Genomic DNA, 14,108 nt, shown 5'->3' with positions numbered 1-14,108 from the left:
CCTCCGCGGCACCGAAGACCTACCGGCTGCTGATCGACGGCAAGTTTGTCGATGCCCACGACGGCCGTACGCTGGAGCGCAAGAGCCCCGGCCATGGCTTCACCGTTTCGCGCTATGCGCAAGCCGGCGAAGCGGAAGTCGAGGCGGCGTTGACCGCCGCGCACAAGGCGTTCGAGGCCGGCCCTTGGCCCCGCATGAGGGCCAGCGAGCGCGCCGCGATCCTGCTCAAGGCGGCAGACCTGATCGAGGCGCGGCTCGAGGAGATTGCCCGGCTCGACGCACTGGAATCCGGCAAGCCGATCGCCCAGGCGCGTGGCGAGATCGGCGGCGCCGTCGACATCTGGCGCTATGCCGCGGCGCTTGCCCGCACGCTTCATGGCGAAACCTACGCCAATCTCGGCGACGCCATGCTGGGCGTCGTGCTACGCGAACCGATCGGTGTCGTCTCGATCATCACGCCATGGAATTTTCCGTTCCTCATCGTCAGCCAGAAACTGCCCTTCGCGCTCGCGGCCGGCTGCACGGCGGTGGTCAAGCCGAGCGAGATGACCTCGGCCTCGACCTTCGTGCTCGGCGACATCCTGATGCGGGCCGGCTTGCCGGATGGAGTCGTCAACATCCTCGCTGGGCTGGGCACAGATGTCGGCGCGGCGATGGTCAGCCATCCGCTGGTCGAGATGGTGTCGTTCACCGGCTCTACCCGGGTCGGCAAGATGACCATGGCATCGGCTGCGAGCTCGCTGAAGAAAGTCTCGATGGAACTCGGCGGCAAAAACGGCCAGATCGTCTTTCCAGATGCCGACCTCGAAGCCGCCGCCGACGCGGCGGTGTTCGGCGGCTTTTTCAACGCCGGCGAATGCTGCAACGCTGGCAGCCGGCTGATCGTCCATGAGGCGATCGCCGACGACTTCCTCGGCGCAGTGAAGGCGCTCACTGCCAGCGTCACCGTCGGCGATCCGCTCGACGAGCGCACCAAGGTCGGCGCGATGATCTCTTGCGACCATTTGGCCAAGGTGACCAGCTACGTAACGGCGGCGGCAAACGACGGCAGCAGCGTCTATAGCGGCGGCAAGCAGATCGCCTCCAGTGCCGGTCAATATCTCGACCCGACCATCCTTCGCGGCGTCACTGAAGACATGGCCATTGCACGCGAGGAAGTGTTCGGCCCGGTGCTCTCGGTGCTGACTTTTGAATCGATTGAAAAGGCGTTGCGCATCGCCAACAACACGCCCTATGGTTTATCGGCGGGCGTGTGGAGCGCCAGCATCGACACCTGCATGTCGGTGGCGCGGAATGTGCGTTCGGGAACCGTTTGGGTGAACACGTTCATGGAAGGTTATCCCGAGCTGCCTTTCGGAGGCTACAAGCAGTCCGGTCTCGGACGCGAACTCGGCAAGCGCGCCGTCGAGGATTATACCGAGGAAAAGACAATCCAGTTTCATCGCGGCCAGCGCACCGGATGGTGGGTCGGCTGAGTTGGGAAGAACCCGGCGGACAACCGCCGGTCGTGTAGATGTAACAAGGGAGGAAGTACATGTTGCGCAAACTGCTTATCGGAACGGCTCTCGGCTCGGGTCTTGCGTTCGCGGCCCACGCCCAGGACGTCAAGGAAGTCGAGATGCTGCATTGGTGGACGTCTGGCGGCGAAGCGGCTGCTTTGAACGTGCTCAAGGAGGATCTGGCCAAGCAAGGCTTTGCCTGGAAGGACGTGCCCGTGGCCGGCGGCGGCGGCGACGCCGCCATGACCGCGCTGAAGGCGATGGTCGCGGCGGGCAATTACCCGACCGCCTCGCAGATGCTCGGCTATACCGTGCTCGATTATGCCGCAGCCGGCGTGATGGGCGACCTGACCGAGACGGCGGTAAAGGAAGGCTGGGACAAGTCCGTTCCGGCCGCCCTGCAGAAGTTCTCGGTCTATGACGGCAAGTGGGTCGCGGCTCCGGTCAACGTCCACTCGGTCAACTGGCTGTGGATCAACAAGGCCGTGATGGACAAGATCGGCGGCACCGAGCCCAAGACCTTCGACGACTTCATCGCGCTGCTCGACAAGGCCAAGGCGGCGGGCGTCATCCCGCTCGCGCTCGGCGGCCAGAACTGGCAGGAAGCCACGATGTTCGATTCGGTCGTGCTGTCGACCGGCGGACCTGAGTTCTACAAAAAGGCCTTCAACGACCTCGACGAGGAGCAGCTGAAGTCCGACACGATGAAGAAGTCGTTCGACAACCTCGCCAAGCTCGTCACCTATGTCGACCCGAACTTCTCGGGCCGCGACTGGAACCTCGCTACCGCCATGGTCATCAAGGGCGATGCGCTGGTGCAGGTCATGGGCGACTGGGCCAAGGGCGAATTCAACGCCGCCAAGAAGACCCCGGGCACCGACTTCCTGTGCTACCGCTTCCCGGGCACCGATGGCAGCGTGGTCTACAACTCCGACATGTTCGGCATGTTCGACGTTCCGGACGACCGCAAGGCCGCCCAGGCCGCCTTGGCCACCGCCACTTTGTCGAAGAGCTTCCAGTCGGCTTTCAACGTCGTCAAGGGCTCGGTCCCGGCCCGCACCGACGTGCCCGACACCGATTTCGACGCTTGCGGCAAGAAGGGCATGGCCGACCTGAAGGCCGCCAACGAAGGCGGCACCCTGTTCGGCTCGCTGGCCCAGGGCTACGGCGCGCCTCCGGCGGTCGCCAATGCTTACAAGGACGTCGTCTCGAAATTCGTCCACGGCCAGATCAAGACCTCGGACGAGGCCGTGACCCAGCTGGTCAGTGCGATCGAAGACGCCAAGTAAGAACCACGCATGGAAAGGCCTTCCCCGCTCCGGCGGGGAAGACTCCAACATGCGAAAATGGTCGGCATCTCGCCGGGATATGCCAAGCGATTGGCACCGGCGATTCACCAATCACACCCGTCTGGACGGGGTCATCCTTTCCGCCTGGCGGTGAAGGGACCCGAAACGGGAGGAGCCCATGACTACGGTAGCGACCCAGATCAAGCTGACGCCGGAGCATAACGCTCGCCCGGGCGCCTCGGTGCGTTCGCGCCTGCAGGACGCCTTGCCGAAGATCGTGCTGGCGCCAAGCTTTGCGATCACCATCGTCTTCGTCTACGGCTTCATCCTGTGGACGGTCTATCTGTCCTTCACCAACTCCAAGACCTTCCCGTCCTATGCCATCACAGGGTCACGCGCCTATCAGCGGCTGTGGCGCTGGACCTTCGAGAGCGACCCGCCGTCGAGCTGGTACACCTCGATCACCAATATGGGCATCTTCGGTTTTCTCTACATCTTCATCTGCCTGGCGCTCGGCCTTTTCCTGGCCATCCTGCTCGACCAGAAGATCCGCGGCGAAGGCGTATTGCGGCCGATCTATCTCTACCCGATGGCGCTGTCCTTCATCGTCACCGGCGTCGCCTGGAAATGGTTCCTCGATCCCGGCCTCGGCCTTGAGCAGACGCTGCACCAGTGGGGCTGGACGAGCTTCCATTTCGACTGGATCAAGAACAAGGATTTCGTCATCTACACCGTGGTGATCGCCGGCGTCTGGCAGGCGTCGGGCTTCATCATGGCAATGTTCCTCGCCGGTCTGCGTGGCATCGACGGCGAGATTATGAAGGCCGCGCAGATCGACGGCGCCACCACGTTCCAGCTCTATCGCCGGATCGTCATCCCGTTGCTGCGGCCGGTGTTCCTTTCGGCCTTCATCGTGCTCGCCCACCTCGCCATCAAGTCCTACGATCTGGTCGTCGCGCTGACCAGCGGCGGGCCGGGCGGCTCGGCCTGGCTGCCGTCGAACTTCATGTATGAATACACCTTCAAGCGCAACGAAATGGCCGTCGGCTCGGCCAGCGCCGTGATCATGCTGATGACCATCACCGCGATCATCGTGCCCTATCTCTATTCCGAGCTCAGGGAGCGGCCGCGATGAGCGTCATTGCCACGCCCGCTCGCCAGAGCACTGGCGGCGTCAGCGCCAGGACCGTCAACCGCATCGTCATTTACGGCCTGCTGGCGCTGTTCGCGCTGTTCTACCTGATGCCGCTGTTCGTCATGCTGGTGACTTCGTTCAAGACCATGGACGAGATCCAGAACGGCAACATGCTGGCGCTGCCGCAGGCGCCGACCTTCGAACCATGGCTGAAGGCGTGGGGCGAGACCTGCGTCGGCCTGACCTGCGCCGGCATCAAGGGCTATTTCTGGAACTCCATCAAGATGGTGATTCCGGCGGTGCTGATCTCGACGCTGCTCGGCGCGCTCAACGGCTATGTCCTGACCAAATGGCGCTTCCGCGGCCACACGCTGGTCTTCGGACTGATGCTGTTTGCCTGCTTCATCCCGTTCCAGTCGGTGCTGCTGCCGATGGCGACGATCCTCGGCAGCCTCGGCCGTTTCGGCGTGACGCTGCGGAACGCAACCGGGCTGTCGTTCGGCTTGGGCAACCCGACGGTCAACCTGGTCTTTGTCCACGTCGTCTACGGGCTTGGCTTCACCACTTTGTTCTTCCGCAATTATTACGAGGCGTTCCCGACCGAACTGGTCAAGGCCGCACAGGTCGACGGCGCCAGCTTCTTCCAAATCTTCCGGCGCATCATGCTGCCGAATTCGATGCCGATCTTCGTCGTCACCGTCATCTACCAGTTCACCAACATCTGGAACGACTTCCTGTTCGCCTCGGCCTATGCCGGCACCGGCGACGCGATGCCGATGACCGTGGCGCTGAACAACGTCGTCAACACCTCGACCGGCGTCGTCGAATACAACGTCAACATGGCAGCGGCGATGATCGCCGCACTGCCGACCCTTCTCGTCTACGTGGTCGCTGGCCGCTATTTTGTGCGCGGCCTGATGGCCGGCGCCGTCAAAGGATAATCGAATGGCTTTTCTCGAAATTGATGGGCTGAGGAAGCGGTTCGGGTCGGTCGAAATCCTGAAGGGCATCGACGTCGATCTCGAAAAGGGCGGCTTCCTCGTGCTGGTCGGCCCGTCTGGCTGCGGCAAGTCGACCTTGCTCAACACCATCGCCGGCCTGGAAACCATCACCGAAGGCGAAATCCGCGTCGACGGCCGGACGATCAACGATCTCCACCCTTCGAAGCGCGACATCGCCATGGTGTTCCAGAGCTATGCGCTCTATCCGAACATGACGGTCGCTGGAAACATTGCCTTCGGCATGGAGATGCGCGGCGTGCCGGCTCAGGATCGCCAGAAGGCGATCGACAAGGTGGCGAAGGTGCTGCAGATCGGCCACCTCCTGCAGCGCAAGCCGAGCCAGCTCTCCGGCGGCCAGCGCCAACGCGTCGCCATGGGCCGGGCGCTGGTGCGCGACCCCAAGCTCTTTCTCTTCGACGAGCCGCTCTCCAATCTCGACGCCAAGCTGCGCGTCGACATGCGCATCGAGATCAAGCGCCTGCACGCGACCACCGGCACAACGATCGTCTACGTCACCCACGACCAGATCGAGGCGATGACGCTGGCCACCAAGATCGCGGTGATGCGCGACGGCGAGGTGCAGCAGTTCGGCACGCCTGCAGAAATCTATAACAATCCGACCAACCTGTTTGTTGCCGACTTCATGGGCTCGCCGGCGATGAACCTGATTCCGGCGACGATCGGCGGCAATGGCAATTCACTTTCCGTGGTGCTGCAGCGCGAGGCGCGCGAGCCGATCTCGCTGCCGCTGGCCGATGCGCCGTCGGGTCTGTCGGCATTCTACAGCAAGCCGATCATCTTCGGCGTCCGCCCCGAGGCCCTGACCGATCCTGAAGGCGCCGAACGCAACGCATCGAACATTGCCACCGCCGACTGCCATATCGAAGTCGTGGAACCGGCCGGCTCCGACACTTTCGCAGTCACCAATCTCGGCGGCAAGGCGGTGGTGGCGCGTCTGCGCGCCGACGCCAACATCCAGCCGGGCACCAGCACGCCGCTCGCCTTCAATCTGACCAAGGCAGTGTTCTTCGATCCGGCGACCGAGAACCGTATCCTCTGACAGTCATGACAAACCCCGACATCGTCATCATCGGCTCAGGCATCGGCGGCGCCACGATCGCCTCCGGCCTTGCCGGCAGTGGCGCCTCGATCCTGATGCTGGAGCGCGGCGAGAAGCTGCCGGCGACGCCGCACGCGCGCGACACACGCGCCATCTTCGTCGACGGCCACTACCGGCCGAAGGAGATGTGGCGCGAGGCCGGGGGTGCTGCGTTCAACCCCGGCAACTACTACTATGTCGGCGGCAATTCGAAATTCTATGGCGCGGTGCTGATCCGCTACCGCAAGCAAGACTTTTCCGCGATGGAACACTTCGGCGGCATCTCGCCGGCCTGGCCGTTTTCCTATGAAGAGTTCGAGCCATGGTATTCCAGGGCCGAGCAGCTTTTTCGCGTGCGCGGCGCACTCGGCGAAGACCCGACCGAACCGTTCCACTCGATCCCCTATGCCTTCGGGCCGGTGCCGGACGAGCCGCTGATCGCCCGCGCCCGTGCCGAACTCAAGGGCCTCGGCCTGCATCCGGCATCGCTACCGCTCGGTGTCGATATCGATGCCTGGCTGAAGGACGGCAAGACAGGCTGGGACGCATTTCCCAACACCGGGACCGGCAAGGTCGACGCCCAAACGGGGCCGCTGACAGCGGCACTGGCCGACCGGAACATCAGTCTCGAGACCCGTGCTCATGTCGAATATCTCGAAGCGTCATCGGATGCCAGGACGATCGCCGCCGTTCACTATCGCCAGAATGGAACGCTGAAGAAAGTCACGCCGAAACTGGTCATCCTCTCGGCCGGCGCGGTCAATTCAGCGGTCATTCTGCTGCGCTCGCCCTCCCCCAACAATGGCAAGGGAGGCGGCAAGGGTCTCGCCAACCGTTCCGACCAGGTCGGCCGCAACTTCATGAACCACAATTCGAGCGCCATGCTGGCGATCGACCCGCGCCGCAGGAACACATCCGTCTACCAGAAGACGCTGATGCTCAACGACTATTATCTGTCCGACGGCAAGGGCGGCAAGCCGCTCGGCAACGTTCAGCTTCTGGGCAAGATCGACGGCCATATCCTGAGGGCTAACGTCAAGCTTGCACCCAAATTCGCGCTGGATTTCATGGCCGGCCACGCCGTCGACTGGTACCTGATGTGCGAGGACCTGCCCGATCCCGAAAGCCGCATCATGATCGACGGCAAGGACATCGTCATGCAGTGGCGACGATCCAACATGCAGTCGCTCGACGGGCTGACCAAGGTGATGCGCGAGAACTTCCGTGCCTGCGGCTATCCGATCGTCCTGTCGCGGCCGTTTGACAAGCGCACCCCGTCGCACCAATGCGGCACGGTGAAAATGGGCGACAATCCCGCAACCTCGCCGCTTGACCCCTTCTGCCGCTCGTTCGACCACCGGAACCTGTTTGTCGTCGACGGCAGCTTCCTGCCAAACTCGGCCGCAGTCAATCCGGCGCTGTCGATCGCAGCACAAGCGCTGCGTGTCGCCGACCACATCCGCAAGACGGAGCTTGTCGCATGACCCGCCCCGCAGCGATCGTCACCGGCGGTGCGCGCGGCATCGGCCTTGCCTGCGCCGAGGCGCTGGCCGATGCGGGCTTCGACATCCTTGTCGCGGATCTTGCCGACAATGCCGCTGACGGACTTGCCGCCAACATCGCTGCCCACGGCGCAAATTTCGCCTACCATTGCGGCGACATCGCCGATCTCGACGGCCATGCAGCGCTGATCGATGCCGCGATAAGCGCTTTCGGCCGCATCGACTGCCTGGTCAACAACGCCGGCATCGGCGCCGTCATACGCGGCGACTTGCTGGAATTGAAACCGGAGAATTTCGACCGGATCCTCAGCATTAATCTGCGCGGCACCGTCTTCCTCAGCCAAGCCGTTGCCAAGGCGATGCTTGCGGTGCCGGGTGACTACCCCCGGTCGATCATCACCATCACCTCGATCAGCGCCGAAATGGCCTCGCCGGAACGTGCCGACTATTGCATCTCGAAGGCGGGGCTCTCGATGTGGGTGAAGACCCTGGCGCTGCGGCTCGCCGCCGAAAATATCGGTGTCTTCGAGGTGCGGCCGGGCATCATCCGCACCGACATGACCGCCGGGGTAACCGCCAAATACGACGCGCTGATCGACAGCGGACTGGTGCCGGCGAAGCGCTGGGGCGAAGCCGCCGATGTCGGCGCCATGGTGGCGGCACTCGCCGGCGGCAAGCTCGGCTTTTCGACCGGTTCGATCGTCAATGTCGACGGCGCGCTGTCGGTGCCGAGGCTGTGAGCAGGTGACGCCATGACCGACTATATCATCGTCGGCGCCGGCCCGGCCGGCTGCGTTCTCGCCAACCGGCTGAGCGAAGAGCCATCGAATTCAGTGCTGCTGCTCGAGGCCGGCGGCAAGGACTGGCATCCGCTGATCCATATGCCGGCGGGTTTCGCCAAGATGACCAAGGGTATCGCCGCCTGGGGCTGGTCGACCGTGCCGCAGAAGCACATGAAGGACCGCGTCTTCAGATACACGCAGGCCAAGGTGATCGGCGGCGGCTCCTCCATCAACGCCCAGATCTACACGCGCGGCAATGCCCGCGATTACGACGCCTGGGAGAAGGAAGAGGGCCTTGCCGGTTGGGGCTATCGCGACGTGCTGCCCTATTTCAAGCGAGCCGAGAACAACCAGCGCTACGCCAACGATTTTCATGGCGATCAGGGCCCGCTCGGCGTGTCCAACCCGATCGCGCCGCTGCCGATCTGCGAGGCTTATTTCCGCGCCGGCCAGGAGATGGGCATTCCCTTCAATCCAGACTTCAACGGGGTAACCCAGGAGGGCGTCGGCTATTACCAATTGACGCAGAAAAACGCGAGACGCTCCTCTGCCTCGGTCGCCTATCTCCGACCGATCCGCGAACGCAAGAATCTGACCGTCAGGACCGATGTGCTGGTGACGCGCATCGTCATCGACAAGGGCCGCGCCGTCGGCGTCGAGATCGTCGACAGGCCCGGCGGCCAGCCGACGATCTTGCGCGCTGAGCGCGAAGTGATCGTCTCGTCCGGCGCCATCGGCTCGCCTAAGCTGCTGATGCAGTCGGGCATCGGCCCGGCCGACCATCTGAAATCGGTCGGCGTGACGCCGGTGCACGATCTCCCCGGCGTCGGCTCCAACCTGCAGGACCATCTCGACCTGTTCATCATTGCCGAATGCACCGGCGACCACACCTATGATAACTACGCCAAGCTGCACCGAACGGTGTGGGCCGGCCTACAATATCTGCTGCTGAAGAAGGGTCCGGTTGCCTCCAGCCTGTTCGAGACCGGCGGCTTCTGGTACGCCGACCCGACCGCCGCCTCGCCCGACATCCAGCTGCATCTCGGCCTCGGCTCCGGCATCGAGGCCGGCGTCGAGAAACTCAGGAATCCAGGGGTGACGCTGAATTCGGCTTTCCTGCGCCCACAATCGCGCGGTACGGTACGACTGAAGAGTGCGGATCCTGCCGACCACCCGCTGATCGATCCGAATTACTGGTCCGACCCCTACGACCGCGACATGTCGATCAAGGGGCTCAGGCTGGCGCGCGAGATCATGCGGCAGAAGGCACTTGCCCCCTATGTACTACGCGAGGTGCTGCCGGGACCGGCACTCACCAGCGACGACGAGCTGTTCGACTATGCCTGCCGCAGTTCCAAGACCGATCACCACCCTGTCGGCACCTGCCGCATGGGCCATGATGCGATGAGCGTGGTGACGCCGGATCTCAGACTGCGCGGCATCGAGGGCTTGCGCGTCTGCGACGCCTCGGTGATACCGCGCATTCCCTCCTCCAACACCAATGCGCCGACCATCATGGTCGGCGAAAAAGGCGCCGATCTGATCCTCGGCCGCGATCCGCTCCCGCCGGCCGTGTTCTCAGGCAACTACAGCGCCGCGCGTCCTATGGACGCGCAAAGGACGCTGTAGCACTTTGATTTTACGCATGATCCCCAGCGAAAACCGATTCCGGTTTTCGCTGGGGATCATGCGTTGCGCTGCATAGGGACCCCAAAATGATCAGGCACTGTGTTTTCGCTCGATTCCGCAATGACGTCACCGACGACGAGAGCGCGGCAATCCATGCCGACCTCGAAGCGTTGCGGCGGGTGATCGATGGTATGAGCAAGGTCGAATTCAGCGCCAACGTCAGCCCAGAACCGTTCGCACGCGGCTTCACGCACGGCTTCACCATCGACTTCCGCGATGCCGCCGCGCGCGATGCTTATCTAGTGCATGACGATCACAGCCGAGCCGGCGGTCGGCTGATCGCGGCACTCGAAGGCGGAACCGATGGGCTGATGGTGTTTGACCTCGAGATAGGCGCTTAGCTTACCCGAGCCTCAGCGCGACGACGCCGGCAACGATGCTGAGCACGGCGGTACCTCGCCATCCCGTCATCTTCTCGCCGAGCGCGAACACCGAGATCATCATGGCGAACAGGATCGACGTTTCCCGCAACGCCGCGACCGAGGCGATCGGCGCCTTGGTCATCGCCCACATGACAATCCAGTAGGCGGCGCCGCTGAGCACGCCGGTGTACACGCCCGCCTTCCAGTCGCGCGCCAGCACCGGCAGCGCCTTCGGTCCGCGAAAGACAAGGCACAGCACCAGCGCCCACAGCGCATCGCAGACGAACAGCCATGCCGCATAGCTCGAGGCCGTCGCGGCCAACCGCGCGCCGCTGCCATCGGAAAGCGTATAACTGGCGATGAAGATCGAGGTGCCCAGCGCAAAGCCGACGGCGCGCAGGTTCAGCCTCTCCAGATGTGCGCCGCCGCGAAACGACAGCACCAGCGTGCCGGCCGACAGCAGGACGATGCCGACGATGGCGAGCGGCGCTGGAACTTCGGCGACGACCACCATGCCGCCAAGTGCAGCCAGCAGCGGCGCCGTGCCGCGCGCCAGCGGATAGGTCTGGGCGAAATCGCCGGCCTTGTAGGCGCCGATCAGAAACGTCCTGTAGCCCATATGGAAGATCACCGAGGCGATGATGTACGGCCACACTTCCGCTTTCGGCACCTCGACGAAAGGCAGGGCCAGAAGCGCCACGGCGCCCATGCCGAGCGTCATCAGCGTGATCGAAAGAAAGCGGTCGAGATGAACCTTGACCAGCGCGTTCCAGATCGCGTGCATGGCGGCGGCGGCAAGCACCGCGAAGAAGACGAACAAGGTCATCGGTGGCTCATGCGCCTCCGGTCCCTGGCGCGAACGGCGTTTCCAGGTCGATGTCGACCCGCAGCGGAAAGTGGTCGGAGGCGATTTCGCCGATATCAGCACTGACCGAGCGCACGCGGCCGGCAAACATGCCGCCGACGAAACAATGGTCGAGCCGTCGCTTTGTCAGCCTGCCATCGATGGTCTTCACATGGGTGTGGAAATCCGACGTCGGTTCGCTGGCGACAGCGGCGGCATCGACGAGCCCGTCGAGATAGGCTGCGCCGCGATGATAGGGTGTGCTGCCAACGATGCGCCGATATTCGGCGCTGCCCGGCTCCATGTTGAAATCGCCCATCCAGATCGCCGCCAGCGGGTTCTCCGGCTCTGGCTCGCCATTGCTCCAGTTGCGCGACGGTTCGTCATCGGCGCCGCTCCACGGGCCGCCGTCGGACGGCGCACGGCGATGCTCGGCGAGCAGGTAGTCGATCTGTTCCAGCCGCTCTTCGGCGGCGATATGCGCGAGATGCAGCGACAGCACCCGCAGCGGTCCGGCAGGGGTGCGGATCATGCATTCGAGCGCTGCGTTGCGGGTGTTGAGCGGACGCACGGTGCGGCGCAGCGGCAGCGTATGCAGGCGCGACCAGACGATCGGCTGCTTGGACAGCACCATGGTGCCGAATTGCCGCCGCCGGTTGACGATGCGGTCATCATGCCGCTCGCTGGCGTCCATATCGAAGGCCGGCCCATAAACCCAATGGTATTCCGGCAGCAGCCGGGAAAGGATTTCCGGCTGGTCGTCCTCGTTGCTGCGCTGCCAGTGCCGTTCCACCTCCTGCAACGCGATAACGTCGGCGCCGGCCACGACGCGTGCCGCGCGCGCAAGATCGTAGCCGCCGTCGCTGCCGAAGCCGTACTGGATGTTGTAGCTGACCAGCTTCATTGATTAACCGGCTCAATTTCGTGATGGCAGTAGCGGTTTGGCGGATCGGTTGCAATGTGCAGCCGGATGGAGAGAGCTTGGGCCAGAAATTCGGCGTCCTGCTCTGGAGCAGGACGACGCAAATCCTAGAGCTTTGAAGCGTTCGTTGCTCGCCGAAAAACGACAGGCGCGGCAGCGCTGCCCGACCGGGTCGAGTAAATCGGGATCGCGGAGATCCTGCGAACTAAGTTAGCTGGATACCGGGGGCCGGCATGCCTGCCGGCCAGATTGGCAATCAAACCGGTACGGCACGTATGGCCCGGGATCAGAGGATCTTGGTGTCGGTCTGCCGGTAACGGAATTTGGTGTCGGTGAGGCCCGCCGCATCCGAAAGCTCTGCTGCAAGCAACTGTGCCACCACAATGTCGAGGATACCGCGAGCGACCCGGTTTTCCTCGGCTGGCACGCGCAGCACGGTCAGCTTGCCCTTATCGTCGAGGTCGCCGTTCGCAGTGATCAGGACGACCGGGCAGCCAAGTTCATCGAGCTGTTCGGCAAGGCGCACCTCGCGATCGTCGCCAAAAACAAGGACGCCCGTCGTCGCGTCCATCGATTCCATTGGGCCATGCAGATAGTGACGCGTATCGGTAGCGCCAGCCGGAATGCGCGAGGCTTCACGGATCAGCAGAGAGGCACCGTCGGCGGTGCCGAGCGACGACACGGCGCCGACACAGTCGATGGCACGGCGGGCGGCGAACAATTCGGCGATGTGGTTCATCTTGGTCGCGGCGCGGCCAAGCAGATCGGCCACTTTGCCTGGCAGCGCGTCCCAGTCGGTCGCAGTCGCGCCGCAAAGGCTCTCGCTGAGCAGCCCGGCAGCAACCAGCGACCCGGTATAGCCGGTGCTGGACGGCGTCGCATCGTTGCCATTGTCGAGCCTGATGTGGCGACCTGCGGCCAGCGCCAGAGGGCTCGTCTCATCCTTTGTGATAGCTAGCGCAGGCACGCCCGCTTGCGCCTTCAGCGCATCGACAGTCTCCACGCTGCGGCCCCGATGCGACATGGCGATGATGACATCGGCTACATTTGTGCCGTCGATCATGTCAACGGCGCGCATGGCGACCGCACGACGGCCGCGCCTAGCCAATTCGCCGGCCATGACCACCGATGCGGCGTAGCTCGCGCCGATGCCGGTCACCGCAACAAGGCCGGCGCTGAACGGAGAGAGATCGACGCCTTCCAATCCCTGACGCGCCGACTTGATGCAGGCGGCGATGGATTCCGGCTGGCGTGCGACTTCGGACCGATAGCTCATTATGGTGCCTTTCCTTACTTTTTGCGTGTGGCTTGTCGTCAATTATTGCGGGGCCGCGAGCCATTCCCTGGCCATTGCCTCCGCCATGCGGCAGGCGCCTTCTACCGGCGGCCCGTGAAATATACTGGCAGCCAGAGTCCCCCCCGACTGGGCCTCGATTTCGGTCAGGAAAGCCGCGGCAAGCGACTGCTGCGAGACAATGACGCCGCCCCCGGCCACCACGGTGTCGGCCGCCGCGCCATTGTGCTTCAGGCGCATCGCCAGTTCAGCGAGATGGCGTGCGCCGTCGCGGATCACCTTGCCTGCCAGTTCGGAGCCTTGCTCATGCGCCGCGAAGACGAGCGGCGCGTGCAATCCGAGGGCCGCTGCCCCGCCCTGTCGCGCGATCGCACTGCCGATGCGGGCAGCGCTCCTGATCTCGAGGGCTTCGAAGAAGAGGCGCACCAGCGGTTCGTCGAGCGAACCGCCGCGATCCCGATGTAGGCTGATCGCGCGACCCGCCTCGCGCACCAGCCCCGCAGCGCTGCCTTCGTCGCCGATGACCCAGCCCCAGCCGCCGGCAACCATCATGCCGAGCGAGGCGTCACGGCAGACCGCGATCGAACCGGTCCCAGCGACCAGTCCGATCTGCCGCTCGTAACCGAGCGCCGCAGGCAGCAGCTCGGCGTCGTTGACGACCTTGACGCAATAGGCCGCACGGCGTGCAAC

General features: G+C 63.8%; 12 protein-coding genes and 1 pseudogene. 9 read left to right on the top strand and 4 right to left on the bottom strand.

Annotation, left to right across the window (positions count from 1 at the left end; all coding sequences use genetic code 11):
* The first annotated feature begins 26 nt into the window (after positions 1–26).
* The 9 genes from E5W87_RS17560 (at position 27) to E5W87_RS17520 (ending at position 10,337) form a co-directional block, all read left to right on the top strand.
* Positions 27–1,475: an aldehyde dehydrogenase family protein gene (locus E5W87_RS17560; RefSeq protein WP_292399937.1), complete on the top strand. Its 1,449-nt coding sequence runs from the start codon at positions 27–29 to the stop codon at positions 1,473–1,475.
* A gap of 59 nt (positions 1,476–1,534) precedes the next feature.
* Positions 1,535–2,788, top strand: coding sequence for an ABC transporter substrate-binding protein (locus E5W87_RS17555; RefSeq protein WP_292399928.1), 1,254 nt, complete (start codon positions 1,535–1,537; stop codon positions 2,786–2,788).
* A 178-nt stretch (positions 2,789–2,966) separates the two neighbouring features.
* Positions 2,967–3,923, top strand: coding sequence for a carbohydrate ABC transporter permease (locus E5W87_RS17550; RefSeq protein ID WP_292399925.1), 957 nt, complete (start codon positions 2,967–2,969; stop codon positions 3,921–3,923).
* Positions 3,920–4,864: a carbohydrate ABC transporter permease gene (locus tag E5W87_RS17545; protein WP_292399922.1), complete on the top strand. Its 945-nt coding sequence runs from the start codon at positions 3,920–3,922 to the stop codon at positions 4,862–4,864. Before E5W87_RS17550 ends, E5W87_RS17545 begins: the two co-directional genes overlap by 4 nt.
* A 4-nt stretch (positions 4,865–4,868) precedes the next feature.
* Positions 4,869–5,984, top strand: coding sequence for an ABC transporter ATP-binding protein (locus E5W87_RS17540; RefSeq protein ID WP_292399919.1), 1,116 nt, complete (start codon positions 4,869–4,871; stop codon positions 5,982–5,984).
* A gap of 5 nt (positions 5,985–5,989) precedes the next feature.
* Positions 5,990–7,507, top strand: a complete 1,518-nt coding sequence (locus tag E5W87_RS17535) for a GMC family oxidoreductase (protein ID WP_292399916.1) — start codon at positions 5,990–5,992, stop codon at positions 7,505–7,507.
* Positions 7,504–8,265, top strand: a complete 762-nt coding sequence (locus E5W87_RS17530; RefSeq protein ID WP_292399913.1) for a 3-ketoacyl-ACP reductase — start codon at positions 7,504–7,506, stop codon at positions 8,263–8,265. The genes E5W87_RS17535 and E5W87_RS17530 overlap by 4 nt, the downstream gene beginning before the upstream one ends.
* 12 nt (positions 8,266–8,277) lie before the next feature.
* On the top strand, positions 8,278–9,936 hold the full coding sequence (locus E5W87_RS17525; RefSeq protein WP_292399911.1) for a GMC family oxidoreductase: 1,659 nt from the start codon (positions 8,278–8,280) through the stop codon (positions 9,934–9,936).
* 86 nt (positions 9,937–10,022) lie between these two features.
* Positions 10,023–10,337 (top strand): Dabb family protein, encoded by a 315-nt coding sequence (locus tag E5W87_RS17520; RefSeq protein ID WP_292399908.1) that lies wholly within the window; start codon positions 10,023–10,025, stop codon positions 10,335–10,337.
* Between the two features lies 1 nt (position 10,338).
* Here the strand turns inward: E5W87_RS17520 and E5W87_RS17515 are convergent, their stop codons facing one another.
* The 4 genes and pseudogenes from E5W87_RS17515 to E5W87_RS17500 all read right to left on the bottom strand — a co-directional run.
* Positions 10,339–11,184: an EamA family transporter gene (locus E5W87_RS17515; RefSeq protein ID WP_292399905.1), complete on the bottom strand. Its 846-nt coding sequence runs from the start codon at positions 11,182–11,184 to the stop codon at positions 10,339–10,341.
* 7 nt (positions 11,185–11,191) lie between these two features.
* Positions 11,192–12,106 (bottom strand): endonuclease/exonuclease/phosphatase family protein, encoded by a 915-nt coding sequence (locus tag E5W87_RS17510; protein WP_292399902.1) that lies wholly within the window; start codon positions 12,104–12,106, stop codon positions 11,192–11,194.
* A gap of 304 nt (positions 12,107–12,410) precedes the next feature.
* The gene (locus E5W87_RS17505) at positions 12,411–13,400 is read right to left on the bottom strand and encodes an SIS domain-containing protein (RefSeq protein ID WP_292399899.1); all 990 of its coding nucleotides are present in this window, start codon (positions 13,398–13,400) and stop codon (positions 12,411–12,413) included.
* Between the two features lie 42 nt (positions 13,401–13,442).
* A pseudogene (locus E5W87_RS17500) lies at positions 13,443–14,108 on the bottom strand (sugar kinase); the annotation flags it as partial.

The organism is Mesorhizobium sp. (genome assembly GCF_004962925.1).
In the GTDB taxonomy this organism is placed as follows: Bacteria; Pseudomonadota; Alphaproteobacteria; order Rhizobiales; family Rhizobiaceae; genus Mesorhizobium.
Note: the sequence above shows the minus strand (reverse complement) of the source record. Positions and strands in the feature narration are given on the sequence as shown.

Bases quoted from the DNA above. Each gene is read 5' to 3' on its own strand.
- E5W87_RS17555 (WP_292399928.1), top strand. From the start codon at position 1,535: ATGTTGCGCAAACTGCTTATCGGAACGGCTCTCGGCTCGGGTCTTGCG.
- E5W87_RS17550 (WP_292399925.1), top strand. From the start codon at position 2,967: ATGACTACGGTAGCGACCCAGATCAAGCTGACGCCGGAGCATAACGCT.
- E5W87_RS17545 (WP_292399922.1), top strand. From the start codon at position 3,920: ATGAGCGTCATTGCCACGCCCGCTCGCCAGAGCACTGGCGGCGTCAGC.
- E5W87_RS17540 (WP_292399919.1), top strand. From the start codon at position 4,869: ATGGCTTTTCTCGAAATTGATGGGCTGAGGAAGCGGTTCGGGTCGGTC.
- E5W87_RS17535 (WP_292399916.1), top strand. From the start codon at position 5,990: ATGACAAACCCCGACATCGTCATCATCGGCTCAGGCATCGGCGGCGCC.
- E5W87_RS17530 (WP_292399913.1), top strand. From the start codon at position 7,504: ATGACCCGCCCCGCAGCGATCGTCACCGGCGGTGCGCGCGGCATCGGC.
- E5W87_RS17525 (WP_292399911.1), top strand. From the start codon at position 8,278: ATGACCGACTATATCATCGTCGGCGCCGGCCCGGCCGGCTGCGTTCTC.
- E5W87_RS17520 (WP_292399908.1), top strand. From the start codon at position 10,023: ATGATCAGGCACTGTGTTTTCGCTCGATTCCGCAATGACGTCACCGAC.
- E5W87_RS17515 (WP_292399905.1), bottom strand. From the start codon at position 11,184: ATGACCTTGTTCGTCTTCTTCGCGGTGCTTGCCGCCGCCGCCATGCAC.
- E5W87_RS17510 (WP_292399902.1), bottom strand. From the start codon at position 12,106: ATGAAGCTGGTCAGCTACAACATCCAGTACGGCTTCGGCAGCGACGGC.
- E5W87_RS17505 (WP_292399899.1), bottom strand. From the start codon at position 13,400: ATGAGCTATCGGTCCGAAGTCGCACGCCAGCCGGAATCCATCGCCGCC.